The organism is Mesorhizobium sp. ESP-6-4, assembly GCF_020164735.1.
In the GTDB taxonomy this organism is placed as follows: Bacteria; Pseudomonadota; Alphaproteobacteria; order Rhizobiales; family Rhizobiaceae; genus Mesorhizobium.
In genome coordinates, this window is the sequence record NZ_JAIUGS010000004.1 from 93,472 (window position 1) to 119,812 (window position 26,341).

Sequence of the window (26,341 nt, forward strand, 5' to 3'; positions counted from 1 at the left end):
CAAAGCGCGACGGAACCGGCTGGACCAATCGATCGAGAGCTAGGCTGTTGAAGGACGGGGCCTTCGAGCGAGCGCTGCGCGAGCGCGAAGGCAGCAGGCTGAACCGGGGAAACGTGGCCGGGCTCAAGCCGCCTGAGCCGCCCTGCCCTTGAGGTCGATGATATCGATCGGCACCAGCGCTTCATTGCCGACCGACGCCTCAGGCAGCACATGCGCCCAGGTCAGGATTTCCATGCGGCCGTCGAAGTGCTCGACCACCGCCGTGCAGCTTTCCACCCAGTCGCCGGTGTTGATGTACTGCACATCGCCGTAGTTCTCGATTGCCGCGTGATGGATGTGGCCGCAGATCACGCCGTCGACATGCGAGCGCCGCGCCTCCTCCGAAAGCACGGTCTGGAACGAGCCGATGAAGTTCACCGCCTTCTTCACCTTGACCTTGGCCCATGACGAGAACGACCAGTAAGGCAGGCCGAGCAGGTGGCGCAGCTTGGTCACGACACGGTTGACCAGCATCGCCGCGTCATAGGCATAGTCGCCGAGATAGGCCAGCCAGCGCTGGTTGTGCACCACCGTGTCGAACTGGTCGCCATGGATGACCAGCAGGCGCCGGCCGTCGGCGGTCTCGTGGATGGCGCGGTCGGCGACGACGATGCCGCCGAAATGCACGCCCTGGAACTGGCGGGCGAATTCGTCGTGATTGCCGGCAATATAGGTGATCGAGGCCCCCTTGCGCGCCTTACGCAGCAGCTTCTGCACCACGTCATTGTGGCTCTGCGGCCAATGCCAGTTGCGCCGCAGCCGCCAGCCGTCGACGATATCGCCAACCAGATAGATGATCTCGGCATCGTGATGACGCAGGAAGTCGATCAGGAAATCGGCCTTGGCCGCTTTCGAGCCGAGATGCACGTCGGAAATGAATAGCGCGCGGAAAGTGTGGGGCTCTGGGTCTGACATCACGATTTCACCCTTTGCTTTCGCGTGCCTATGCCCCGATTCATGCAACAACCGTATGACGGTTGCGGTTGGTCCAGCCCAGGCGCTAGCTTGCGCGCGACACAATCAGGAGAAAAACGTCATGGATCTCGGCATTCGCGGCAAGAAGGCCATCGTCTGCGCCTCGAGCAAGGGACTGGGGCGAGGCTGCGCGATGGCGCTTGCCGAAGCCGGCGTCGATCTGGTCGTCAACGGCCGCAACGCCGAACTCGTGGCCAAGACCGCCAAGGAGATCCGCGACCGGTTCGGCGTCGATGTTATCGAAGTCGCCGGCGACGTGTCGAAGCCCGAGGTGCAGAAAGCGATGCTCGCCGCCTGCCCTGATCCCGACATTCTGGTCAACAACAATGGCGGCCCGCCGCTGCGCGATTTTCGCGAGCTCGACCGCACCAAGATCCTCGAGGGTGTGACGCAGAACATGGTCACGCCGATCGAGCTCATCCAGGCGGTGATCGACGGCATGGCCAAGCGCGGCTTCGGCCGCATCGTCAACATCACCTCGCTGTCGGTCTATGTTCCGATCCCCGGTCTCGACCTGTCGTCCGGCGCGCGCGCCGGCCTGACCTCGTTCCTCGCCGGCGTGGCGCGCACGGTCATCGACCGCAACGTCACCATCAACAGCCTGCTGCCTGGCAAGCTCGACACCGACCGGCTGCGCGGCCCGCATGAGGCCGGCACTCCGGAAGACCCGGCCGCAGCAGCCGCGCGCAAGGCCCGCATCAGCGCCGACGTGCCGGCAAAACGTCTCGGCACGCCGGAGGAATTCGGCCAGATCTGCGCCTTCCTGTGCTCGGTCCATGCCGGCTATCTCACCGGCCAGAACATCCCGGTCGACGGCGGCCTCTACGTCAGCGCGTTCTGACCGCCGCCAATCAATAAGCCTGAGGCTCCTGAGCCAACCGACTGGAATCGTTTGATTATTTCCGCTCCGGCATTGTGAAGGCCGGAGCCCGAGATTTTGGCGTCGCGAAATCGTCGACACATGCTAAAAGGCTCCAAACCAGTATCGCAGGGAGGGGCCGCAATGGACGGCGAGAACAAGAAAACGGCCCGGTCGGACCTCGACGAGGCCGCCCTCTTCTTTCACAAGCACCCAACGCCGGGAAAGCTCGAGATCCAGGCGACGAAGCCGCTCGGCAACCAGCGCGACCTGGCGCTTGCCTATTCGCCGGGCGTGGCCGCGCCCTGCCTCGAGATCCGCGACGATCCCGCCACCGCCGCCGACTACACCGGCCGCGCCAACCTCGTCGGCGTCGTCTCCAACGGCTCCGCCGTGCTGGGGCTCGGCAATATCGGTCCGCTCGCCTCGAAGCCGGTCATGGAAGGCAAGGCGGTGCTGTTCAAGAAGTTCGCCGGCATCGACGTCTTCGATATCGAGATCGACGCGCCCGAGATCGAGCGGATGGTCGAGACGGTGGCGGCGCTCGAGCCGACCTTCGGCGGCATCAACCTCGAGGACATCAAGGCGCCTGAATGTTTCGAGGTCGAAGAGCGGCTGAAGGCCCGCATGGGCATTCCGGTCTTTCACGACGACCAGCACGGCACCGCGATCATCGTCGCCGCCGCGGTGCTCAACGGGCTGGAACTGGCCGGCAAGACGATTTCCGACATCAAGATTGTCACGTCCGGCGCGGGGGCGGCAGCACTTGCCTGCCTCAACCTTTTGGTCTCGCTCGGCGCCAAGGTGGAAAACATCTGGGTCACCGACCGTTTCGGCGTCGCCCATAAGGGTCGCGTCGAAGAGATGGATCGCTGGAAAGATCCCTATGTGAAGGATACCGAGGCGCGCACGCTGGCCGACGTCATCTCCGGCGCCGACGTCTTTCTCGGCCTTTCCGCCGCCGGCGTGCTGAAGCCGGAGCTTTTGCAGCACATGGCGCCGAAACCGCTGATCCTGGCCTTGGCCAACCCCAATCCCGAGATCATGCCGGAAGTGGCACGCGCCGCGCGGCCGGACGCCATGATCTGCACCGGGCGCTCGGATTTTCCCAATCAAGTCAACAATGTGCTGTGCTTTCCTTACATCTTCCGCGGCGCGCTAGATTGCGGCGCCAGCGCCATCAACGAAGAGATGAAGATGGCGGCGGTGCGGGCGATCGCCGCCCTTGCCCGCGAGGAGCCTTCCGATGTCGCGGCGCGCGCCTATTCCGGCGAGACGCCGATGTTCGGCCCCGATTTCCTGATCCCCTCGCCCTTCGATCCGCGCCTGATCCTGCGCATTGCGCCGGCGGTGGCGAAGGCTGCCTGCGACACCGGCGTCGCGACGCGGCCGATCGCCGATTTCGCCGCCTATATCGACAAGCTCAACCGCTTCGTCTTCCGCTCCGGCCTGGTAATGAAGCCGGTGTTCTCCTCTGCCAAAGCCTCGAGCGCCAAGCGCGTCATCTATGCCGACGGCGAGGACGAGCGTGTGCTGCGTGCCGCGCAGGTGGTGCTGGAGGAAGGCATCGCCGAGCCGATCCTGATCGGCCGTCCGCATGTCGTGGAGGTCCGCCTGAAGCGTTACGGCCTGCGCATCCGGCCCGGCGTCGATTTCGGCCTGATAAACCCGGAAGACGATCCGCGTTACCGGCACTATGTCGACCTCCTGATCGAGCTTGCCGGCCGCCGCGGTATCACGACGGAAGCCGCCCGCACCATGGTGCGTACCAACAATACGGTGATCGCCGCTCTTGCGCTGAAGCGCGGCGACGCGGATGCCATGGTTTGCGGGCTCGAAGGCCGCTTCGAGCGGCATCTGCGCAATGTCACGCTGATCATCGGGCCTCGCGCCGGCATCAAGGACCGCGACCTGTCGACATTGTCGATGCTGATCTCGCAGCGCGGCATCATCTTCCTCACCGACACGCATGTCTCGGTCGATCCCACAGCGGAAGAGATCGCCGAAATGACTGTGCTCGCGGCCGAGGAAATCCAGCGCTTCGGCATCGAGCCGAAGGCAGCGCTTCTGTCGCATTCGGATTTCGGCTCACGCGATTCACCCGGCGCGCTGAAGATGCGCCAGGCCGCGGCGATCCTGGCTCGCATCGCCCCGGAACTCCAGTGCGATGGCGAGATGCATGCCGACTCCGCTCTTTCAGAACATCTGCGCCAGCGCGTCTACCCGCATTCGCGGCTGAAAGGCGAAGCCAATCTGCTGGTCTTCCCGAACCTCGATTCGGCCAACATCACGCTGACGGCTTTGCGCGCCATGATGGACGCGCTGCATGTCGGACCGATTCTGCTCGGCACCGACAAGCCCGCGCACATATTGACGCCGTCCGTAACCTCGCGCGGCGTCGTCAACATGACCGCGCTTGCGGTAGTCGAGGCGGCGCATAAGGCGCAGGCGCTCGTCGACTTGAACTGAGGTGGCGCGACAAAGCGCAATTGTGCCGGGTTGCAGACAGAGCAATTCCAGGAAAAGTGTGAGCGGTTTTCCGTCTGGAATTGCGTAAAACAAAGAAATAGGGCGTTTCGCCGTTTCCGTGAAACGGTGAAACGCATAGCGAACAGTTAACCACGAACGCGGTAGCCTTCCGGCACGGGCAATCGGGATTCCACGAGAATGAAGGGGCTGAAGCTGATGCATCTTGCGACGCTGCTTGCAGCGCTTGCAGGCTCAGCTGTCGCCGCCGCTGAAACCCAGGCAGCTTCTCGCATATGCCGGCAACTCGAAGCCGAACTCGCCGCGACGCGCGGTGGCGGCGGAGGGCCGGGTCTCGTCCGCAAATATGACGACGCGATCGCCAGGCAGCGCGAGCAGCTTGCCAAGGCCCGCGGCCGGGCAAGCGACGCCGGTTGCGGCTTCACGCTGTTTTCGCGCAATGTCAGCCAATGCGCCGCGATCAACGCCTCGATAGAGCGCATGAACGCTAATCTCGACACCTTGCAGGCCAAGCGCGAACGGCTGGCCGCCGGCGGCACGCGGCGCGACCGCAGCCGCATCCTGGCGGCGCTCGATGCCAATGGCTGCCGCGACGACGAGATCGCGCCGCGCCGCGCGCCGCTTCGGGAGGCGGCACGCGACAATGGCGGCGGCAATCTGTTCGAGCAGCTTTTCGGCCGCCAGGACCAGCAGCTCGAAACACCCGATGCCCCCGATATCCCGGACTCGGCGGAGGTGCCGCCCGATGATCCGAGCGTGCGCAACATCCGCCGCGTCATCAACCAGCCGGACGGCATGGACCTGCCCCGGCTGGGCGGCGAGTTCCACACGATGTGCGTGCGCACCTGCGACGGCTATTTCTTCCCGATGTCGAATGCCGCTTCCATCGGTGACTTCGAGCGCGACCAGAAGAATTGCGAGTCGAGCTGCCCAGGTACCGAGATGCAGGTCTTCTATTCGCGCAGAATGGACGACGACTCTGGCTCGATGACCTCGTCGGCGACAGGTCAACCCTACAGCGAGCTGCCGACCGCCTATCTCTACAAACAGGCCAATTACACGCGCCCGCCCACCTGCGGCTGCAATGCGCAGGCCGGCAATTTCACGATCATCGGCGGCAACCCGCCTGATCCTGAACAATCGCAGCCGAACGGCGAGGCAGCGCGCTTCATACCGATGCCGGCGTCCAAGCCCGATCCGGGCGCCGATCCGGAAACGCTCGCCAATGCCGAAGGCGGGCTCGACCTTGATGCGATCAGGCGGCTGACCACCAAAGTGCCGGTGTCGCCGGTCTCGGCGCTGCCGCCCGATCAGCGCAAGGTCAGGGTCGTCGGGCCAGCGTTCCTTCCCGACCCATCAGCGGCAATAGATCTGAAAGCTCCGGCCCCGAAGTCCGCCCGGTAAGGGCCAGCCTCAGCGGCATGAACAACGGCTTGCCCTTGCGCCCGGTGGCTTCCTTGATCTTGCCGGTCCAGTCCTTCCACACCGTGCCGTTCCACGGCTCCTCGGGGAGAACGTCGAACGCCTGATTGAGGAAATCGCGGTCTTCGCCGGAAAATTCCGCCGGCTCCTGCGGACCCTCGCTCAGGATACGCCACCAAGCGACCGCGTCCGACAGGCGGTCGAGATTGCCGCGCACCGCCATCCAGAACGGCTCGGCCTTGTCGCCGGAAATGCCCAGCACCATCAGCCGGTCGCGCGCTTCCTCGAACGACATGCGATGCATCAGCGTGCGGTTGAGCACGAAGAGCTCGTCCGGGTCGAATTTGGAGGCGGACTTGGACGTCGCAGCCGGGTCAAAATGGCCGGCGAGCTCGTTGAGATCATGCGCTGCGGTGACATTTTCCGACGTGCCGACAAGCACCGCCAGCGAAGCGACGGCCATCGGCTCGATGCCGTCCTCGCGCAGGCTTTCGATCGACAGCGCGCCGGTGCGCTTCGACAACCCCTCGCCCGACACTGTGGTGAGCAAATTGTGGTGGCCGAAGATCGGCGGCTCGGCGCCCAGCGCCTTGAAGATGGCGATCTGCACGCCGGTATTGGTGACATGGTCGTCGCCGCGGATGACATGGCTGACACCCATCTCGATGTCGTCGACCACCGAGGGCAGCGTGTAGAGATAGGTGCCGTCCTCGCGCACCAGGACAGGATCCGACAGCGAGGCGAGGTCGACCGTCTCCTCGCCGCGCACCAGGTCGTTCCAGCGCACCTCGGTGCGCTCCGGCTGCAGCGGGTCGTTGGTGTAGTTGGGCAGCAGGAAACGCCAATGCGGCCGGCGGCCATCCGACTGGTACTCCGCCACCTGCTCCGGCGTCAGCGTCAGCGCTTCGCGGCCATAGACCGGCGGCAGGCCGCGCGTGCGGCGCACCTTGCGGCGCAGGTCGAGCTCTTCCGGCGTCTCGTAGCAGGCGTAAAGCACCCGCGTCGCCTTCAGCCGCTCGACCGCCGCGTCATAAATCTCGAAGCGGCGCGACTGGTATTCGGTGACATCCGGGAAGATGCCCAGCCAATGCAGGTCGTAAAGGATGGAATCGGCGTATTCCTGCGTCGAGCGGGCAATGTCGGTGTCGTCGAAGCGCTGGATGAAACGGCCTTTGTTGTTCATGGCGAAAAGCCAGTTGAACAGCGCGGTGCGCGCATTGCCGATATGGATGCGGCCGGTCGGCGATGGGGCAAAACGTACGGTAACTGTCATGAGCGGGGCGTAGCGGATGCTTTTGGTGTTGACAAGGCGCGCCCCCGCGTGAACGCAACAGATAGTGCAAGCCAGCTAAAATGAAAAGCCATCGGCCCGACACGGCTTCCGGCTTGGCCGGTCGCCGCGTCAAGCGCCTGCAAAGCCGGGCTTCTTATGTCCCCGTTATCCACATATGTGACACACAACATGTTGGGGTCATAAAGGCTACGCAAACGAATCCTTGACGGGTCGGAACGAGTCGCTTTTTATAGGCCATGCGCTCCTGTAGCGGGCGCGACCGGAGAGTTCTGAGGCCGGTCTTTTTTCCCGGATTTTGTGCGTTTTGCCCGGATTTCCGCCTGTTCACGAGGCCGGCGGAAGCGTTGGGATCGTTAGGGCTTGGGTGGCGAAAGGGAGAATTGTCGGCCTGGAAAAAATGTTCTGTTAACACTATATTTAGTGTTTGCAGGCAGGCTCGACGCTAGATAGTGTGAACCTCCCTCTCCGGAGGGAATCGACAAAAAGTTTCAGTTCGAGGGACCCGCGGGTCGGCCGGCAACCTGGGTAAGCGCCTGGAAAGGCGTTTGCTTGTCTGCATGGTGGCGCCCGCGACGAGGAGAGTGTCGGCGTCGCCCGCGATGCCGGCAAACGGCGGACTGCGCTTTTCGCCATGTGGGGCAGGCAATCCCTTGGGAAAGGCGCTATATATAGACACAAAGGAACGGGACCAATGCGCATCGAGCGTCGCTTCACCAAGCCAGATCAGTCTGCCTATGCGGAGATCGAATTCCGCAAGGCTTTGTCGGAGATCAAGAATCCCGACGGCTCGGTGGTGTTCCGCCTGGACAATATCGATGTGCCGGCGCAGTTCAGCCAGGTCGCAGCCGACATCCTGGCCCAAAAGTATTTCCGCAAGGCCGGCGTGCCGGCGCGCCTGAAGAAGGTCGAGGAGAACGACGTCCCCTCCTTTCTGTGGCGTTCGGTTGCCGACGAGGCCGAGCTCGCCAAGCTGCCCGAGGCCGAGCGCTATGGTTCGGAAACCGACGCCCGCCAGGTTTTCGATCGCCTCGCCGGCACATGGACCTACTGGGGATACAAGGGCGGCTACTTCAAATCCGAGGATGACGCGCGCGCCTTCCGCGACGAGCTCGCCTATATGCTCGCCACCCAGCGCGTCGCGCCGAACTCGCCGCAATGGTTCAACACCGGCCTGCACTGGGCCTATGGCATTGACGGCCCGAGCCAGGGCCACTTCTATGTCGACCCCTTCACCGGCAAGCTGACCAAGTCGAAGTCCTCCTACGAGCACCCGCAGCCGCATGCCTGCTTCATCCAGGGCGTGCAGGACGACCTCGTCAACGAGGGCGGCATCATGGACCTGTGGGTGCGCGAGGCGCGCCTGTTCAAATACGGCTCCGGCACCGGCTCGAACTTCTCGATGCTGCGCGGTGAGGGCGAAAAGCTTTCCGGCGGCGGCCGCTCGTCCGGCCTGATGAGCTTCCTCAAGATCGGCGACCGCGCGGCGGGCGCCATCAAGTCGGGCGGCACGACGCGCCGCGCGGCGAAAATGGTCATCGTCGACGCCGACCACCCGGATATCGAGGACTTCATCGACTGGAAGGTCAATGAGGAGCAGAAGGTCGCCTCGCTGGTGACCGGTTCCAAGATCGTCAAGAAGCATCTCGAAGCCATCATGAAGGCCTGCGTCAATTGCGAAGGCCATGGCGACGACTGCTTCGACCCGGCGCTGAACACCGCGCTGAAGCGCGAGATCAAGGCGGCCAAGAAGGACGCCGTGCCGGAGAACTATATCTACCGCGTCATCCAGTTCGCCCGCCAGGGCTACACCTCGATGTCGTTCAAGACCTACGACACCGACTGGGATTCGGACGCCTATCTCACCGTCTCCGGCCAGAACTCCAACAATTCGGTGTCGCTGAAGGACAATTTCCTGCGCGCCGTCGAGGCCGATGGCGACTGGCAGCTCACCGCCCGCAAGGACGGCAAGGTGCTGAAGACGCTGAAGGCGCGCGACCTGTGGGAAAAGATCGGCTACGCCGCCTGGGCTTCCGCCGATCCGGGCCTGCACTTCAACACGACGATGAACGACTGGCACACCTGCGCCTCCGCCGGTGCGATCCGGGCCTCCAACCCGTGCTCGGAATACATGTTCCTCGACGATACGGCCTGCAACCTCGCCTCGATCAACCTTTTGCCCTACCGCCGCGAAGACGGCACGATCGACATCGCCGCTTACGAGCACACCGTTCGGCTGTGGACCATCGTGCTCGAAATCTCGGTGATGATGGCGCAGTTCCCGTCCAAGGAGATCGCCAAGCTCTCTTACGAATACCGCACGCTCGGCCTCGGCTACGCCAATATCGGCGGCCTGCTGATGACCTCGGGCATTCCCTACGACTCCGACGAGGGCCGCGCCATCTGCGCCGCGCTCACCGCCATCATGACCGGCGTCGCCTACTCGACCTCGGCCGAAATGGCCGCCGAGCTCGGCGCCTTCCCGGACTATGACCGCAACGCCCAGAACATGCTGCGCGTCATGCGCAATCATCGCCGCGCCGCTTACGGCGACAAGGACGGCTATGAGAAGCTCGCCGTCAACCCGGTGCCGCTGGTCGCCTCCGACCTGAAGCAGCAGGCGCTGGCCGAGCATGCCCGCGCCGCATGGGACCGCGCCATCGAGCTCGGCGAGGAGCATGGCTACCGCAATGCGCAGGCAACCGTCATCGCGCCGACCGGCACGATCGGCCTCGTCATGGATTGCGACACAACCGGCATCGAGCCCGACTTCGCGCTGGTGAAGTTCAAGAAGCTCGCCGGCGGCGGCTATTTCAAGATCATCAACCGCGCCGTGCCGGAAGCGCTGCGCACGCTGGGCTATTCCGAGAGCCAGATCGCCGAGATCGAGGCCTACGCGGTCGGCCACGGCAACCTCAACCAGGCGCCCGGCATCAACCCCTCCTCGCTGAAGGCCAAGGGTTTTAGCGATGAGAAGATCGCGGCGCTGAATGCGGCGCTGAAGTCGGCCTTCGACATCAAATTCGTGTTCAACCAGTGGACGCTCGGCGCCGACTGGGTGAAGGAGACGCTTGGCTTCACCGACGAGCAGCTCGGCGACATCTCCTTCGAGATGCTGCCGGCTCTCGGCTTCTCGAAGAAGGACATCGACGCCGCCAACATCCATGTCTGCGGTGCGATGACCTTGGAAGGCGCGCCCTTCCTCAAGGCCGAGCATCTGCCGGTGTTCGATTGCGCCAGCCCCTGCGGCAAGATCGGCAAGCGCTCGCTCTCGATCAACAGCCACATCCTGATGATGGCGGCAGCGCAGCCTTTCATCTCGGGCGCCATCTCCAAGACCATCAACATGCCGAACGAGGCGACGGTCGAGGACGCCAAGAACGCCTACATGCTGTCGTGGAAGCTGGCGCTGAAGGCCAACGCGCTTTATCGCGACGGCTCCAAACTGTCGCAGCCGCTCAATGCCTCGCTGCTCGTCGATGACGACGAGGACGAGGACGAGGCGGTCGAACAGCTGATCGCGGCGCCCGCCGCGCAGCGCGCCGTGCAGGTGACAGAAAAGATCGTCGAGCGCGTCATCGAGCGGCTCTACCGCGACCGCGAGAAACTGCCGAACCGCCGCAAGGGCTACACCCAGAAGGCCGTCGTCGGCGGCCACAAGGTGTATCTCAGGACCGGCGAGTTCGACGACGGTCGCCTGGGCGAGATCTTCATCGACATGCACAAGGAGGGCGCCGCCTTCCGCGCGATGATGAACAACTTCGCCATCGCCATCTCGCTCGGCCTGCAATATGGCGTGCCGCTCGACGAGTATGTCGAGGCCTTCACCTTCACCAAGTTCGAGCCGGCCGGCATGGTGCAGGGCAACGACGCCATCAAGAACGCGACGTCGATCCTCGACTACGTGTTCCGCGAACTCGCGGTCTCCTATCTCGGCCGCCACGACCTCGCCCATGTCGACCAGTCGGACTTCGACAAGACCGCGCTCGGCCGCGGCATCACCGAAGGCAAGGCGACGCCCTTCTCCAAGGGCCTCTATCGCGGCGCCTCGCCGGTGAAGCTGGTGTCCGCTGCTGGTTCAGACCCGAAGGGTTTCGGCGGCTCTGGGCCGTCGACCGCCCCTGCCCGCGCTGCGCCGACGGCCTTCTCAGGCTCCAACGTGCTGGCGCTGAAGCCGGCAAGCGACGAGGCTATCGCCTACAAGCGCGACTATGAGGAGCGCGCCAGGGAACTGGCCGAGGATATGGTGGAAGAAGAAGCCGAAGCCGCCGGCGGCGCCGAGGCTTTATTCACCGACGCCGCCGCCAACGAGGCGGCCGAAGCGAAAAAGCTCGCCGCGACAAGGCGCCAGCAATCGCTTCTCCAGGGCTACACCGGCAACGAATGCTCCGAGTGTCACAACTTCACCATGGTGCGGAACGGCACCTGCGAGAAGTGCGACACATGTGGAAGCACGAGTGGGTGCAGTTGAGAGCGTTAAAACGCAACATCGAGGGGCCCGGTCGTAAGATCGGGCCATTCTTCTTTGGAGCCAAGTTCAAACCGTCGCCCCGGAGGCGAACAAAGGAGATGATTCGCTTTATGTCAGGATGGGTGACGCAATAAAGTTAGGGAAAATGCCTTGTGGATAACCGGCTTATCCACAGCTCTCAAGAGAGAGGCGTTGACTAGGCCAAACGCATAGATATTGTAGCACAAAGGAGAGCGCGTGCGTATATCTAGCAATTTCTAGGCTGCAGGTTGGATAGCAATCAAGGTACGATTCGTCAACAACACCCTGTGGATAACAGCGGGACTTGGCAAAGCATAAATCATCATGGAGATTCAGTAACGCAAGAAAAAGGCGGTGCAATTTCTTGCACCGCCTCTGTGAACAGCCAAGGCGGACCCGCCGCCCTTGAAGCTCACTCGCTCGCTAAAGCGTGGGCATGCTGTTCTCGTGATCAACGGATGTCAAGCGCGACAAGAGCGCGAAGCATCAAGTGATGCGGGAGAAAGGAGCAAAGAGCATGGCCACCAACCCCCCGAAGGGTGACGGTCACCGGAATGGCGCAGTGCGCGACCGGTCCCAGACCTACAATCCCAAGAATGATCGCTGGACTAAACGGGATACTGATACCGGCAAGTTCATGGATCAGAAGGCTGATGACAAGCCTTTTAAAGGCGTGCGCAAAGAAAAGTAGTCTCAGAGGCCACCCCTTGCGGGTGGCCTTTTCGTTCGCACACATTTTTCTTGGAGATTGGTGATGTCACTTAAAAAAATGCACCTGCGTAAAATCCTCACGCTGATGTTTGCCGAGGACGCGAAGAAGGTATCGATGCTTCGGGCCGATATCCGTGAAGAGATCGGTAAACGAACAGGCGCAAAAATCGAGGGAGGTGACTTTCATGCCCCCTTCTGGCACGACGCAAAAGCTCACGTAAACGGTGAGAACGACCTTCGCCTTGCGGTCATACAGCGAATCGCCACCAACAACCGGCGCGAGCGTCTGTACACGGCACTAAGGGATGGGTTTCTGGATTGGTGGGACAACAAGCGGCGTTGGACGAACGAAGCCTCCAAGTCGCAAATGCTCGCGGTCAAAGGAGCACTCGACTTCCCCGAACTACAGTGCACCGTCAAGGTTGAAAACCTTTTGGCTATGACGATTGGGCGTTCGAAGAATCGCATAATCTATCCATACTTTTCAGAAGAACCTTCATTAAGTAGCGATGCAGCACGGCTCGGGCTTTGGGCGATTATTACATCCGTGGACGAATATCCACCTGACGAATTTAGGATACTCGACGTGATAAGAGGCCAATCGTTCGCCGCCTCAGACTTGGCTTTCAGTGGGCTGGAACGGGAGGAGTTTGTAAGCCGCTACTCATCTCTTCTGGTGATGTGGGAGAAGCTCTGGATGGAGTATGAGCCCGCCTAGCGAGGGACTTCGAGTTGAGAGCGTGATCGACCACATCACCATCGAAGTGAGCGACCTCGACAAGAGCAAGCTCTTCTACGAAAAGGCTTTCGCGCCCTTGGGCTATCGTCTCGCCTTCGGCAAGGACGGCGTGTTCTGGGCCTTCGATGTCGGCAACGGCTGCCTGTTCGAGATTCAGAGCACGGGTGAGAAACCTTCGCCGCTCACCCACTTGCATGTCGCCTTCCGGGTGAAGAGCAAGGCGGAGGTCGATGCGTTTTATCGGGCGGCGCTCGATGCCGGCGCAGCCGACAATGGGGCGCCCGGGCCTCGTCCGGATTATGCGGAACATTACTACGCCTGCTTCGTGCTCGACCCCGACGGCTATAACATCGAGGCGATGATCAACGAGGGGTAGGTGGCGATGCTCCTTCTGTTTCGTCATTCCAGGGCGGAGCAAGGAGCGAAGCGACGCGCGCAGACCCTGGAATCCATTCCGTTACATCGACGCGTTGCAACGGTCCAGAATTCTGCTCCGTTTGCACGCTTCACCGTGGTCACGGAATGGATCCTCGGGTCAAGCCCGAGGATGACGACCGCGCGGGGCCGAGGCATGAGCGCCCTTTCCTTCTCCTCTTGTGGGAGAAGGTGGATCGGCGCGCAGCGCCGAGACGGATGAGGGGTGCTCCAGCGGAGTGAGAGGCTGGCGATCTTACTGCGGCGCCCCAAGCTGGCAAGGTTCCATCAAGCTGGAGCACCCCTCATCCGGCCGCTTCGCGGCCACCTTCTCCCGCAAGGGGAGAAGGGAAAACTCCGGCTCAATCCGCGTCGGCCACCATCTGCCCGCCGCCCAGCCAGGCGCGCCATTGGCGCTCGTCGCCGTGGAAGACGTTGAGGTCGATGCGGCCGCTGACGCCATGCGACAGGCCGGAGCCGGAATACTGCCAGAACAGCCATCTGCGGCCCGGATAAACCTTTGACGGATGCGCCGCCACGGCGCGCAGCCAAAACGGGTAGTCCTGGAAGGCACCGCGCAGGTTGTCGCGATAGAAGTCGGGGCTGGTGTAGATGATGGGCCGCTGGCCGTAGTGGCGCTCCAGCCTGTCCATGAACACCTGCATCTTCTCCAGCACCTTTTCACGCGAAGGCCGCCGCTTGCAGGAGGACTCGCCGTTCCACTCGACGTCGATAACCGGCGGCAGCGCGCCGTCGACCTTCGGCACGTTGCGGATGAACCAGTCGGCCTGCTCGCCGGCGGTGCGGCACCAGTAGAAGAAATGATAGGCGCCCCGCTTCAGCCCGGCGGCATCGGCGTTGCGCCAGTTCTTCATGAACATCGGGTCGAGATGATCGCCGCCATCGGTCGCCTTGATGTAGGCGAAATTGGCGCCCTGGGCGCGCAGCTTTCCCCAGTTGATGTTGCCCTGCCAGCGCGAGACGTCGACGCCGTGCACGGCCAGATGGCGCGGCGAGGAGCGACCGAAATTGATCGGCTTGGCGTCGCGGAACGCATAGCGGGTGACCGGACCGGCGAGCATGGCGGGCGTGGCGCGCGACAGCCGTTTCGGCGGCGAGACGAGCGCTGCCTCCTGCACCGGCGGCTCGACGCTGTCCGGCAGATTGGCCGCCGGGAAGTTCACCGTCTCCTCCTCGGCAAGGCCGAAGGGGCGCGAGTTCTCGTCACCGGGGCGAGCGTTCTCGTCGTCGGGGATTGCATTGTTTTCGTCGAGCAACGGCGCCGGCGGCTTGATGCGCGCGGCGCCCGACATCGATGCGGTCTCGACGGTTCTTTCGGCGACGGCTGTCCTCGCGCCCTTCGACACCGGCGCGCTTGGCCGCACGACCGAGCTCGTCGTCTCATTGGACGGCATCTGCAAGGCATCGACGCCGGACGTAGACGAGCAGCCGGCGAGGTAAAGCGATGCGAGCACGAAACTGACGACGCCAAAAATCCGCATCTTGACCTGTACGCAAAACAACACAGACCGAAGGCAGGAACAGCGCCGCCGGAAACGCCATTCCTAATGAGAAATTACCAACAAAGTTTGAATCAAAATTTACTTTTGGCGCGAGCGGATGATTCGGGATGGCGCCGAAGCGGTTCTCGGCTAGCGCCGGAACACGCCGATCATCGGCCCCAGATTCCAGAAATCGTCGTTGCGGCCGATCCCGGGCGCATAGAGGCTCGAGATCGAGCCATCGAGGAAGAGCGCGTTCGGGCAGCCGAGCCGGTCGCGGAACAGCCGCGCGAATTCATGGAAGGTCACGACATCATTCGAGATCGCGAAGACCGCGACCCCGTCGGCGCGCACGCCGACGCCATCGCGGATCTTGCGCGAGGTGCCGTCGTAACGGAATTTCGGATGCAGCTTGCCGTCAATGACCAGCATCGGCCCGGACTGCGTGGCATAGTCGACGCGCGGCGGGCGCTTCAGATAATCCTTGGTCGCGCGAACACCCGCCTTGCCGGCGCTGAGATAGAAGATGCCGTTGGGCTGCATGGAGAAATTGCCGGTTCCCGATCCGGTCCTGGCTGGCGTGACCTGCTTGCCGCGCTCGACATAGAGGCCGACCGGCGCGAGGTTGGGATGATACATGCCGGCATTGATGCCGAAGAGCATGGTGCGCCCCGCCGCCTGCTGCGCGCTTCGCAGATTGTGCAGCGATCGGTAGAGATCGCCGTCCTTGTTCTTCCAGAACAGCTCGATGGAAAAATGCTTCGGATCGGCCTCGCAAACCAGATAGGTCGCGTTCTCAAAAATCTGGTTGCGGCAGGGCGGCAGCGCCGCCAGCCATTGGCCGAGGCCCATGCCGGCGCCAATAGCCGCCGGCGCCGCCGATTTCACCAGCGTCGCAAGCAAAGGCACGGATTGCAGCAGCGTCACAAGATCCATCAGCGCACCCGGGCGTCGGCGTCGATATAGCGGAGTGGGCCGAGACCTCTAGACCAGCCAGCCGGTCGCGACGCCGATCAGCAGCACCACGCCGAGCAGGCCGCGATAGATGACGAACGGCCAGGCGGAGAAGCGCTCGAGCACGCGCATCAGCCCCCAGATCGCGAAGAAAGCCGAGATCGAGGCGACGACAAGGCCGACGGCCAGGATCGACCAGCCATGCGCATCGAGATGCACCTTGTGCAGTTCATAGAGCTCCTTGAGGCCGGCCAGTGCGATGGCCGGCAGGCCGAGCAGGAAGGAAAGGCGCGCCGCCTCGGGCCGGGCGAAGCCCAGCCCCATCGCCGCCGTCAGCGTCGAGCCCGAGCGCGAGACGCCGGGGATAAGCGCGCCGACCTGGGCCACACCCACCAGCAGCGCGTCGAGGATCGATGCCTGGCGCAGCACGAGCTTGTGGCTGGCGAAAATCTCGGCGAGCGCCAAAAGGACCGCCATGGCGATACAGGCCCAGCCGATGACGGCGAGCCCCCGCAGCGGCGAGTTGCAGGCGTTGAGCACGCCGGAAAGCGCGAGGCCCACAATGACGATCGGGACGGTGGCAAGCACGATGCTGATCGCCAGGCGGAAATAGCGGTCGCCGAAATCGCGGCGCGAGATCGCCGCAACCGAACCGAACAGCACATCCCTGACATCGCTCCAGAAATAGCTGACCACCGCCGCCAGCGCCGCCAGTTGCATGGCGGCGGAGAAGGCCGAGCCGGGGTCCTGCCAGCCGAGAACGGCCGGCACGATGCGCATATGCGCCGTGGACGAGATCGGCAGCAATTCGGTGATGCCTTGCACGATGCCGAGAAATGCCACCTTGGCATAACCCAGGCCGACAAAGCCGGTATCCAGTCCTTGCGTGCAGACGTCGGTCATCCCGGTCCTTTCCCCGTGCCCCTATCGTTCTTGGGGGCAAAAAGTGAATCGTCATTCGAAAAGCCTGGAGGACAGGCTTAGCCTCACGATAGCGTGATTCCAACTCACGGATTTGTAAGGTGCCGCTAATCCTGCTTGACAACTGGCACCGCCATATTATTCTCCGCTAATCTTACACTGTAAGGCAAATCGGAGGAGCATCACAATGTCGACCGCCGCCCTGTCGGAATTGGAGCCGGTCACGCCGCCGGAAACGCATGCTGCCGAAATTGCGATCGAGGAGGTGTCGCGCGATACCAGCCGCGCCATCGAGCGCGCCGAGGTCGCTGCCTGGCTCGACCTCTACGAGGCGGCGCCGGCGGATTTCGCGGCCCGGCAAGGGCTGACGATTGACAAGGACGGCGATCTTGTCTGGACCACCTGCACGACGATCCCGTTCATCCATTTCAACTGCGTGAAGAATATCGGCGTCGATGGTCCGGCGACGGAAGAACAGGTCGACACGTTGCTCGCGCATTACCGCGATGCCGGCATCAGGCGGCCGTGGTTCTATACCAATCCACACACTGAGCCGTCGCGGCTGAGATGCTGGCTGGAAGCGCGCGGGATGCAGCAGCAAGGCGGCTGGGAGCGCATCTATCGCGACGCGACGCCGCTGGCGGACGAACCGCTTTTCCCGAGCGACCCGCTGATCCCGGTTGACGATCTGGTGATCGAGGAGGTCACGCCCAGGACAGCTTCGGAATGGGCATCTTTCATCGATGCCAAATACAGGCTCCCCACCTCGCCCTGGCTGATGGCGCTTGTCGATCGCAAGGGCTGGCATCATTACATGCTGAAACGCAGGGGCGCGGTCGCCGCCGTGCGCTCGCTCTTCATCTCAGACGGGGCCGCCTGGACCGGCATCGACGCGCCGGTACCGGGCATCATGGCGCCAAGCTTCGATCTTGACGCCATGCTTGGCGAAAGGCTGGTCCGCGACGGCATAGCCGCCGGTGCGAAATTGTTTGTCGCCGATATCGAGGCGCCGCGCCCCGACCGCGACGGGCCGGCCTATCGCAACTACGACCGGCTCGGCTTCAAGCTCGCCTATTTGCGTTGCCATTACAGTTACTTGCCTGCGAATTCGAGCTGACCAATTTCCCTGGAGTTGCCTCAGCGGTACAACCACTGCTTCAGGCAGCTTCTTGCCACCACATGCGCCGGCGGCACCGAAGCCTGATCGATGCGGGAATCATCGCTTGCCCTGTCGCGAGCCTTTTCCAGAAGCAGGCGAAGCTCGGCCGGGCGCACGCGGTCGCGCGCCATCACGAGTTGGACCATCGGGTCGTTCAAAAGCTCGTCCAGGGTATTGATGCTCTCGCTCATCCGTCGCCTCCTCGATGCCTTCCCGCATGGCGCGTAGATAGGCAGCCAAAGATGGCCCGCCAATGACGCTTTGCCGGCTATGTCGTAAATCGAAGATGAATTTTTTGTGCAGGCCTTCTTCCTTCTCCCTTGTGGGAGAAGGTGGATCGGCGCGCAAGCGCCGAGACGGATGAGGGGTGTTCCAGCGGAGTGAGACGCTGGTATTCTCTGGAACACCCCTCATCCGACCGAGCTTCGCTCGGCCACCTTCTCCCACAAGGGGAGAAGGAAGAAGCTACGCTGGCGGCGCGCCTTCATATTGCGGCAGGCCATCGTCGAGCATCACCCAGGGCTGCTTCGACGCGGTCCAGAAATGCATGTCGGGCTTGAACAGCGACGGGTCGTCGAGCGAGCCGGAGGTGATGCCGAGAATGCCCCTGGAATCACGGCGTGAGAACAAAGTCGTGCCGCAAACCGGACAGAAGCCGCGCTTGAGGTCTGGCGTGGAATTGATCGTCGCCACCGGTCCTTCGATGGTCACGTCGTCAATGCGAAACAGAAGTCGCGCATTGAAGGCGGCGCCGATCGCTCTCTGGCAGATGCGGCAATGGCAGACGCGTTCGTTGATCGGCTCGGCCTCGGCCCTGTAGCGCACCGCGCCGCAAAGGCATCCGCCCTCATACTTGGTCATCACCAGACACCTGCCTAGAGGAAATGCCGGGCACCCTAGTGGCCGGCATGGCAGGGTCAATCAAAAAACATTGATGGGATACGATCGCTTGAGCTGATGCCGCTGGCCGGCTGCGTCAGGCGGCCAGCGGCCAGGATTCATTCGCTGACGATCTCGTCCCAGGTCTTCACCTTGGTGACACCGTCGAGGAACGGCAGCGTGCTGGCGACCAGTTCCGGCGCGAAGAACACGTCGTAATGCGTGCGGTTGGGGATGATCGCCAGCCGGTTCTGCGACAGGTGCTCGCGCATCCAGCCCGCGTCCCTCAATCCGCCGCCGAGCATCTGGAAGAACTTGATCTCGTGCTCGGGCTTGTACATGTCGCTGTCGCCGTAGACGAGCATGACGGGCATCTTCAGCTTCGGCACGTCGGCCGAGAAATCATAGTCCTTGCGCATGAAGGCGCCGAGCGCATCGAGCAGTTTTGGGAAATCCTCGGGCTTCGGCGCCACGGCGACATAGGATTTATACATCGGCGTGTCCTTCATGAACTCGGCGGCCGCCGCGCTCACCTGCGCCTGCTGCGGACGCATCTCGTCATAGAAGCCGTTGGCGGCGTAGCCGGTCGACACCATGACCAGCCGACGCACCGCCTCCGGATGCTGAACGGCCATGCGGAAGGCGACGCCGCCGCCAAGCGAATAGCCCATGACGTCGACCTTGTCGTAGCCGAGCGCCTTGACGATGGCCGCCATATCGTCGCCCATCGCCTCAAGGCCGAAAGGCCGTTCGCTGAGCGCGGTGCGGCCATGTCCCTGCAGGTCGACGGCGATCACCGTGCGATGTTCGGCAAATTTCGGCAGGATCGGCGCGAACATGTCACTCGAACCCAGGCCGCCATGCAAAAGAAGCAGCGGCTCGCCCTTGCCGTAGACGGCGTAGTAGTAGTTCACGCCGTCGATCGGCAGCAGGCCGGATTTTTCCGGCTTCAAGAGAGCTTTGGTTTCACTGGTCATGACAGGCTTGGTCTCCTCGGATTTTGCGCTCGGCGAGGCTATGAGGGTCATTGCCGAAGCAAGGATGGCGAAAAACAGGGTCTTGGGCATTTCAGTCTCCTCTCCGCTTGCGTTGCCTCAAGGACGCGGTGGGAGAACCCAAGCCGACATGGCCCGCTAAATAATTCGAGGGAGAGTGGAAGCGCCTCGGCAGGCGACTCCAAAGAAGAAGGATCAGTGGCGCTTGGCCTGCACGAGATAAGCGTCGATCATGGTCTCGCCGAGCCACTTCGCGGCTTCGAGCCTATGCAGCCCCTCGACCAGGATGTGGCGCTTGCCGTCGTGTCGCACCTGTATCGGGGTCTTCATGCCGTTTTCGAGAATATCCTCGGCGAGATGGCGCACCGTCTCGGGATGCAGCGTCTTGCGCCGCGCCGTCGGCACGTAGATGTCGTCGACCTTGACCTTTTGCACACGCAGCATGTCGGCTCCTCGGCGAGAATGTCGCCTCAGCATGAATAGTTGGTTTGCCGGCGGCGGCCAAGCGCGAGCGCGCTGGCCCGATGCTTTCCATTTGACGCTTGGCCAGCCGATGGTCTCAATGACGGCCTCGTGATCTCAGGTGTTCCTTGACGCAACTGCCCAGTGAATTCCCCGATTTCGGGCTGACGCCCGAGCAGCGCCGCGAGGCGGTGCGCGGCCACTATTACGAATGGCCGGGAATGGATGGCCCGAGCGGCGAGATCTGGTGCTACAGCGACCGGTTTTCCTATCGCCCCGGCGAGACGGTAACGCTCTTCGTCAGCGCGTCGGCGCCGCAATTCAGCCTTGCCGTCATCCGCGACGGCGAGAGCGAAACAAAAGTTTTCGAGGGAGCGGGCCTGTCGGCGCGCTGGCAGGATACGCCCGACCAATGCTCGGTCGAAGGCTGCAACTGGGAGGCTTCGTTCGAATTCCGCGTCGGCGTCGACTGGCCGTCCGGCGCCTATCGCGTGACGCTCTCGGCCGAAGGCCGCGACGGGACGCCAATCCACAGCCATCATCTCTTCATCGTCACACCCCTGCCCGGCCGCAAGCCCGGCCGCCTGCTGCAGGTCGCCGCGACCGGTACCTGGCTCGCCTACAACACGTGGGGTGGCTCGAACCACTATCAGGGCATAACCGGCCCGAACCGCGATCAATACGCCACGACGGTCTCGACGCAGCGACCCTGGTGCCGCGGCTTCGTGGTACTGCCTAAGGACGCGCCGCGCGTGCCGCTGGAAGTCGCGGTGCCGCCGAAGACCGTGCCACGCTATCCGCATATGGAGTGGGCCTTCGCCACTGGACATTCGAAGAAATATGCCTCTTCGGGCTGGGCGAGCTATGACAGCCATTTCTTTCGCTTCGCCGAGCGCGCCGGCTATCAGGTCGATCTCGCCAACCAGCACGAGCTCCATTTCTCGCCCGAAATCCTCGACGGCTACGACTGCGTCGTCTTCGTCGGCCACGACGAATACTGGACCTGGGAGATGCGCGACGCCGTCGACAATTATATCGAGCGCGGCGGGCATGCGGCGCGCTTCGCCGGCAATTTCATGTGGCAGACGAGGCTGGAGAACCAAGGCCGCCGCCAGGTCTGCTACAAATACAAGGCACGCGCGGAAGACCCGGCCTATCGCGGCGGCGACGTCACCCGCGCAACCAATTCCTGGGAAGCGCCTGAGATCGGCCGTCCAGGCAGCGCCACCTTCGGCCTCAATGCGACCCGAGGCGTCTATGCCGGCTGGGGCGGCTGCGCGCCGCGGGGCGTGCGTGGCTTCCCGGTCTACCGGCCCGAGCACTGGGCCTTTGCCGGCACCGGCATCTATTACGGCGACCTGCTCGGCGCCGACAGTCATGTCTACGGCTATGAAGTCGACGGCCTCGATTTCGAGATCCGTGGCGGCCTGCCCTACCCGACCGCGACCAGCGGCGCGCCGGACGGCTTGCAGGTGCTGGCGGTCGGCATGGCGAGCCAGGTCGAGGAAAGCGCCGACATCCCGATCGAGGACCAGTTCCTCGCCGACGAGGATGGCCGCTTCACCGCCGAGACGTTGTTCGGCGAGGCGAGCGACGCCAATCTCGACAAGGTCAAGCGCGGCAACGGCATGATCGTCAATTTCCCGCGCGGCAAAGGCGAGGTCTTCCACGCCGGAAGCTGCGAATGGGTCGCCGGCCTGCTAAGGCAGGACGCGATGGTCGAACGCGTGACCAAAAATGTTCTCGACCGCTATCTCGGAAAGTCCTGACATGTCGAAACTGGAAGTCCAGCCCGTAGCAGAGGCCGAAGCGCGGCCGCCGTCGCATCTGTTCTACCTCTCCAGCCTGCGCCGGCCGCTCGTCGACCGCGCCGAGGGCATCTATTTCTGGACGAAGGACGGCCGCCGCTTCATCGACGGCTCGAGCGGGCCGATGGTCGCCAATATCGGCCATTCCAACCGCAACGTGCTCGACGCCATGAAGCGGCAGATGGACAAGACCACCTTCGCCTACCGGCTGCATTTCGAGAACGAGCCCGCCGAAGAGCTTGCGCGCGCGCTGGCCGGCAAGCTGCCCCAAGGCATGGACCGCATCTTCTTTGTTTCCGGCGGCTCGGAAGCAACCGAATCCTGCATCAAGCTCGCCCGCCAATGGGCGGTCGCCACCGGCCAGCCCAAGCGCTGGAAGGTGATCACCCGCTTCCCGTCCTATCATGGCGGCACGCTGGGCTCGCTTTCCGTCACCGGCGATGATGCGCTGGCCGAAACCTTCACGCCGATGATGAAGGTGATGCCGACAGTGCCTGCACCCACAGCTTGGCGCGACCGCGACAATCTCTCGATGGAGCAGCGCGGCATCCGCTACGCCGACATGCTGGAGGAAAAGATTCTCGCAGAAGGCCCGGAAAGCGTTTTGGCCTTCATCATGGAGCCGATCGGCGGTGCTGCGACCGCAGCCCTTGTCGCGCCCGACAGCTATTATCCGCGCATCCGCGAGATCTGCGACCGCTACGGCATTCTTCTGATTCATGACGAAGTGATGAGCGGCGCCGGCAGGACAGGCAAGTTCCTCGGCGGCGACCACTGGAACTGCAGGCCCGACATCGTCGCCCTCTCGAAGGGGCTGGGCTCCGGTTACGCGCCGCTCGGCGCCCTCGCCGCGCCGATGCGCCTGGTCGAGCCGCTGCTGGCCTCCGGCGGCTTTCAGCACGGCCACACCTACGCCGGCAATCCGCTTGCCTGCGCCGCCGGCCTCGCCGTGCTCGGCGAGATGGACCGGCTCGACCTCATCGCCAACGCCGCCGCGATGGGCGAGGTGCTGATGGCAGAGTTGAAGGGCTTGCAAAAGCGCTTCCCCTTCATCGCCGACGTGCGCGGCAAGGGCCTGCTCACCGGCGCCGAAATGGTCGCCGATCCGGAGACACTGAAGCCCATCGATCCGGCCAGCAAGGCGACGCAGCGCCTTCTCGACCACGCCTATGCGCGCGGCCTGATCATCTATGGCCGCAAGGTCAAGGGCGGCGTCGACGGCGACAATTTCATGGTGGCGCCGCCGATGATCATCACCAGAGACCAGATCGGCGAGATGATTTCCATCATCGGAGATTCGCTGGAGGCGCTGGCGGAGGAACTCGATCTGCCGGTGGAGGGATGAGAAAGGTGTTTTGATGCCGGCACCAATCACCCTCCGCCCCGGCACCATCGATGATGTCGAAACCATCCACGCCGCCCTGCTGCGCCTCGGTACCGATATCGGCGCGCATCAGGAAATCACTTCGACGCCCGAGGATCTGCGCCGCTACGGCTTCGGCGCCAAACCCGCCTTCTCGACCCTGATCGCTGAGATCGACGGCGAGTTCGCCGGGCTTTGCCTGCATTTCCCGATTTTCTCGACCTGGATGGGCCGTCCCGGCGTCTATGTGCAGGACCTTTACGTCGAGGATCGTTTTCGCGGCCGCCGCATCGGCGAAAAACTGCTCAGACGCGTGGCGAAGGAGTGCCGCGCGGCCGGCGGTGGCTATCTGAGGCTGTCCGTCGATACCGACAATGAGACGGCCAAGGCCTTCTACGAAAGACTGGGCATCGGCCGGTCGAGCTACGAGCAGGTGCAGAAAATCGTCGGCGATGCCTTTTTCGCGTTTGCCGATACACCGGAGGAATGACGATGAAAGCCTTCTATGCCGAGGAGCAGAAGCGCCATGACCCGAAAGCTTTCCTCTCCAGCGGCGCGCAGCAGCCCAACCCGGAAAAGCCGGAGCGGATTGAACGATTGTTAGCCGGCGCAAGATTGGCCGGCTTGACGGTCGAACGTCCAGGCAATCATGGACTTGGCCCGATCGCCGCGGTGCATACGCCTGAATATCTCGATTTTCTCAAGCACATTTTTGCGCGCTGGCAGCGCATCGAAGGCGCCTCGGCGGAAGTCATCCCGAACATCCACCCGATCGCCCGCGCCGGCTCCTACCCGGCCTCGGCGGTCGGCCAGGCCGGCTACCACATGGCCGACACCGCCTGCCCGATTTCGGCCGAGACCTGGAACAGCGCGCTGTGGAGCGCCTGGAGCGCGGTAGAAGCTGCCGAAGCGGTGATGGCCGGCGCGCCTTCGGCCTATGCGCTCTGCCGCCCGCCCGGACATCACGCCTTCGCCGATGTAGCCGGCGGCTTCTGCTTCATCAACAATTCGGCGGTCGCGGCGCAGGTGCTGCGCAAGAACGCCGCCCGCGTCGCCATCCTCGATGTCGACCTGCATCACGGCAACGGCACGCAAGGCATCTTCTATGCCCGCCCCGACGTGCTCACCGTCTCGCTGCACGCCGATCCGGTGCGTTTCTACCCGTTCTTCTGGGGATATGCAGACGAGCGCGGCGAAGGTTCCGGCCTCGGCTACAATCTCAACCTGCCGCTTCTGCGCAAGTCCGGCGACGCGGCCTTTCTGGAAGTGCTGGCGACGGCCTTCCGGCGCATCCGCGCCTTCGCGCCGGAAGCGCTCGTCGTGGCGCTCGGCCTCGATGCTTTCGAGGGCGACCCATTCGGCGGCCTGTCGGTGACGACGCCGGGCTTCTCGCGCATCGGCGAAGCGATCGCCGGACTCGGCCTGCCGACGGTCATCGTCCAGGAAGGCGGCTATCTCTGCGATGCGCTCGGCGACAACCTCACCGCATTCCTCACCGGCTTCGCCGGCAAGCAGAGTTAGAAGCAATTCCAGGAAAAGTGTGTAGCGGTTTTTCGTCCGGAATTGCGTAAAGCTAAAAAACTACGAGCGCTGCTGCCGCAGCATCGCGATCACGCGGTGCACGCTTTCGAGCGTCTCCTCGATCTCGGCCGCCGTGTTGTAATGGGCAATGCCGATGCGCACGACGCCCTGCTCGGCGGGTATTCCGAGCTGGTGGACGACCTCCCACGCATAATTGTGGCCGGACCAGACGAAGATGTTCTCGGCATTCATCTGCCGCACGATCGTTTCCGGCGCGATGCCTTCGACGGTGAAGGAAACGGTCGGCACCCGCTCGGCGAGGCGTTCCGGATCGGTGATGCCGTGGATCACCAGGCCGTCGATGCTGGACAGGCCTTCGATCAGTTGCCGGGCCAGCGTATTCTCGTAGGCCATCGAGACCTCGAACGCCTTGGCGATCCGCTGCCGCCGCGACCCGCTCTCGCCGGCGGCAGTGCCGAGATCGGCGAAATAGTCGATTGCCGCCGTCAACCCGGCCATCAGCTCGATCTGCGGCGTGCCGAGCTCGAACCGCTCGGGCAGGACGTTCGACGAGCAGCGGCATTTGTAAGGCTGGAGCGCGTCGATGACGTCGCGCCGGCCCCACAATATGCCCAAATGCGGCCCGAAGAATTTATAGGCCGAGCAGATCAGGAAATCGCAGCCGAGCGCCTGCACGTCGACCAGCCCGTGCGGCGCGAATTGCACGGCATCGACATAAACCAGCGCGCCGGCCTGTTTAGCTGCCGCCGTCAGCGCCTTCACCTTGTTGATCGAGCCGGTGAGATTGGAGGCATAGTTCAGCGCGACAAGCCGCGTCTTTTCCGAAAGCAGTCCCTTGAGCGCCGTCTCCTCCACCTGCCAGCTCCGCTCGTCGAACGGCAGGAAGCGCACGACAAGGCCGAGATCCTCGGCAAGCTGCAGCCAGGGCGAGACATTGCCCTCATGGTCCATGCGCGTGACGATGATCTCGTCGCCAGGTTTCATCATCCGGCCAAGCGTGCGCGACATGTGGTAGGTCAGCGTCGTCATGTTGGCGCCGATGACGATCTCCTCGACGCTCGGTGCGTTCAGGAAATCGGCCATCGCGGCATGCGCAGCGTCGACCACTTTTTGGGCCGCGACCGTCGTTTCAAAGAAACCACCGAGATTGGCATTGGTCGTCAGCAGGCAGCGGGATACTGCGTCGGCCACCGCTTGTGGCACCTGTGTGCCGGCGGGATTGTCCAGATAGATGCGGCGACGCCCGTCATCGGTCAGCGAAAGCGCCGGAAACTTGCCGCGTACGGCTTCGATCGGAAATTCTGCCATCGTCTCCATCCCTTTGTTT

The 26,341-nt window shown here is 63.2% G+C and carries 22 protein-coding genes; 12 read left to right on the top strand and 10 right to left on the bottom strand.

The genetic code is table 11. From position 1 onward, the window contains the following. Nucleotides 1-123 precede the first annotated feature (123 nt). On the bottom strand, nucleotides 124-954 hold the full coding sequence (locus tag LB523_RS10000) for a UDP-2,3-diacylglucosamine diphosphatase (protein ID WP_224602492.1): 831 nt from the start codon (nucleotides 952-954) through the stop codon (nucleotides 124-126). Between the two features lie 121 nt (nucleotides 955-1,075). On the opposite strand from LB523_RS10000, the gene LB523_RS10005 reads away from it, so the two are divergent. From LB523_RS10005 to LB523_RS10015, 3 genes are all read left to right on the top strand, one after another. Then, a complete protein-coding gene (locus LB523_RS10005) occupies nucleotides 1,076-1,855 on the top strand; it encodes an SDR family oxidoreductase (RefSeq protein WP_224602495.1) in 780 nt (259 codons plus the stop codon). Between the two features lie 162 nt (nucleotides 1,856-2,017). Continuing rightward, entirely contained in the window at nucleotides 2,018-4,342 is a 2,325-nt protein-coding gene (locus LB523_RS10010; RefSeq protein WP_224602496.1) for an NADP-dependent malic enzyme, read from the top strand. A 198-nt stretch (nucleotides 4,343-4,540) separates the two neighbouring features. Further along, nucleotides 4,541-5,764 carry a DUF2865 domain-containing protein gene (locus tag LB523_RS10015; protein ID WP_411966447.1) on the top strand — a complete coding sequence of 408 codons (1,224 nt, stop codon included), beginning with the start codon at nucleotides 4,541-4,543 and terminating at the stop codon, nucleotides 5,762-5,764. On the opposite strand, the gene gltX is transcribed toward LB523_RS10015, so the two are convergent. Continuing rightward, nucleotides 5,682-7,055, bottom strand: a complete 1,374-nt coding sequence (gltX, locus tag LB523_RS10020; RefSeq protein WP_224602497.1) for a glutamate--tRNA ligase — start codon at nucleotides 7,053-7,055, stop codon at nucleotides 5,682-5,684. The two genes, LB523_RS10015 and gltX, sit on opposite strands and share 83 nt — an antisense overlap. 712 nt (nucleotides 7,056-7,767) lie before the next feature. Here gltX and LB523_RS10025 point away from each other — a divergent pair. The 4 genes from LB523_RS10025 to LB523_RS10040 all read left to right on the top strand — a co-directional run bounded on the left by LB523_RS10025 (nucleotide 7,768) and on the right by LB523_RS10040 (nucleotide 13,391). Beyond that, the gene (locus LB523_RS10025) at nucleotides 7,768-11,544 is read left to right on the top strand and encodes a vitamin B12-dependent ribonucleotide reductase (RefSeq protein WP_140841096.1); all 3,777 of its coding nucleotides are present in this window, start codon (nucleotides 7,768-7,770) and stop codon (nucleotides 11,542-11,544) included. A gap of 538 nt (nucleotides 11,545-12,082) precedes the next feature. After that, nucleotides 12,083-12,256, top strand: a complete 174-nt coding sequence (locus tag LB523_RS10030) for a hypothetical protein (protein ID WP_224602498.1) — start codon at nucleotides 12,083-12,085, stop codon at nucleotides 12,254-12,256. 63 nt (nucleotides 12,257-12,319) lie between these two features. Continuing rightward, the gene (locus LB523_RS10035; RefSeq protein WP_224602499.1) at nucleotides 12,320-12,994 is read left to right on the top strand and encodes a hypothetical protein; all 675 of its coding nucleotides are present in this window, start codon (nucleotides 12,320-12,322) and stop codon (nucleotides 12,992-12,994) included. A 22-nt stretch (nucleotides 12,995-13,016) separates the two neighbouring features. Beyond that, on the top strand, nucleotides 13,017-13,391 hold the full coding sequence (locus LB523_RS10040; protein WP_224602500.1) for a VOC family protein: 375 nt from the start codon (nucleotides 13,017-13,019) through the stop codon (nucleotides 13,389-13,391). Between the two features lie 400 nt (nucleotides 13,392-13,791). Here the strand turns inward: LB523_RS10040 and LB523_RS10045 are convergent, their stop codons facing one another. The 3 genes from LB523_RS10045 to LB523_RS10055 form a co-directional block, all read right to left on the bottom strand. Further along, nucleotides 13,792-14,931, bottom strand: a complete 1,140-nt coding sequence (locus LB523_RS10045; protein WP_224602501.1) for a GH25 family lysozyme — start codon at nucleotides 14,929-14,931, stop codon at nucleotides 13,792-13,794. Nucleotides 14,932-15,081: 150 nt separating this feature from the next. Next, entirely contained in the window at nucleotides 15,082-15,867 is a 786-nt protein-coding gene (locus LB523_RS10050; RefSeq protein ID WP_224602502.1) for a phosphodiester glycosidase family protein, read from the bottom strand. A 48-nt stretch (nucleotides 15,868-15,915) separates the two neighbouring features. Beyond that, a complete protein-coding gene (locus LB523_RS10055; RefSeq protein WP_224602503.1) occupies nucleotides 15,916-16,788 on the bottom strand; it encodes an undecaprenyl-diphosphate phosphatase in 873 nt (290 codons plus the stop codon). A 205-nt stretch (nucleotides 16,789-16,993) separates the two neighbouring features. Here LB523_RS10055 and LB523_RS10060 point away from each other — a divergent pair, with 205 nt between their 5' ends. After that, on the top strand, nucleotides 16,994-17,923 hold the full coding sequence (locus LB523_RS10060) for a hypothetical protein (RefSeq protein ID WP_224602505.1): 930 nt from the start codon (nucleotides 16,994-16,996) through the stop codon (nucleotides 17,921-17,923). A gap of 20 nt (nucleotides 17,924-17,943) precedes the next feature. Here LB523_RS10060 and LB523_RS10065 read toward each other — a convergent pair whose 3' ends face one another. The 4 genes from LB523_RS10065 to LB523_RS10080 form a co-directional block, all read right to left on the bottom strand. Further along, a complete protein-coding gene (locus LB523_RS10065) occupies nucleotides 17,944-18,156 on the bottom strand; it encodes a hypothetical protein (protein ID WP_095765230.1) in 213 nt (70 codons plus the stop codon). Nucleotides 18,157-18,430: 274 nt separating this feature from the next. Next, nucleotides 18,431-18,826 (bottom strand): GFA family protein, encoded by a 396-nt coding sequence (locus LB523_RS10070; RefSeq protein WP_224602507.1) that lies wholly within the window; start codon nucleotides 18,824-18,826, stop codon nucleotides 18,431-18,433. A gap of 137 nt (nucleotides 18,827-18,963) precedes the next feature. Beyond that, nucleotides 18,964-19,911: an alpha/beta fold hydrolase gene (locus tag LB523_RS10075; protein ID WP_224602509.1), complete on the bottom strand. Its 948-nt coding sequence runs from the start codon at nucleotides 19,909-19,911 to the stop codon at nucleotides 18,964-18,966. A 123-nt stretch (nucleotides 19,912-20,034) separates the two neighbouring features. Next, nucleotides 20,035-20,283: a ParB N-terminal domain-containing protein gene (locus LB523_RS10080; RefSeq protein ID WP_042644583.1), complete on the bottom strand. Its 249-nt coding sequence runs from the start codon at nucleotides 20,281-20,283 to the stop codon at nucleotides 20,035-20,037. A 146-nt stretch (nucleotides 20,284-20,429) separates the two neighbouring features. Between LB523_RS10080 and LB523_RS10085 the strand changes: the two genes are divergently transcribed. Genes LB523_RS10085 through LB523_RS10100 form a run of 4 tightly spaced genes read left to right on the top strand, consistent with a single transcriptional unit; the run spans nucleotide 20,430 to nucleotide 24,993 of the window. After that, nucleotides 20,430-22,070: a N,N-dimethylformamidase beta subunit family domain-containing protein gene (locus tag LB523_RS10085; RefSeq protein WP_224602511.1), complete on the top strand. Its 1,641-nt coding sequence runs from the start codon at nucleotides 20,430-20,432 to the stop codon at nucleotides 22,068-22,070. A gap of 1 nt (nucleotide 22,071) precedes the next feature. Further along, entirely contained in the window at nucleotides 22,072-23,454 is a 1,383-nt protein-coding gene (locus LB523_RS10090; protein ID WP_224602513.1) for an aspartate aminotransferase family protein, read from the top strand. A gap of 13 nt (nucleotides 23,455-23,467) precedes the next feature. After that, nucleotides 23,468-23,962 carry a GNAT family N-acetyltransferase gene (locus LB523_RS10095; RefSeq protein WP_224602514.1) on the top strand — a complete coding sequence of 165 codons (495 nt, stop codon included), beginning with the start codon at nucleotides 23,468-23,470 and terminating at the stop codon, nucleotides 23,960-23,962. 2 nt (nucleotides 23,963-23,964) lie between these two features. Continuing rightward, nucleotides 23,965-24,993, top strand: a complete 1,029-nt coding sequence (locus LB523_RS10100) for a histone deacetylase family protein (RefSeq protein ID WP_224602515.1) — start codon at nucleotides 23,965-23,967, stop codon at nucleotides 24,991-24,993. A gap of 60 nt (nucleotides 24,994-25,053) precedes the next feature. On the opposite strand, the gene LB523_RS10105 is transcribed toward LB523_RS10100, so the two are convergent. Next, nucleotides 25,054-26,322 (bottom strand): cysteine desulfurase-like protein, encoded by a 1,269-nt coding sequence (locus LB523_RS10105; RefSeq protein WP_224602516.1) that lies wholly within the window; start codon nucleotides 26,320-26,322, stop codon nucleotides 25,054-25,056. Between the last annotated feature and the right edge of the window lie 19 nt (nucleotides 26,323-26,341).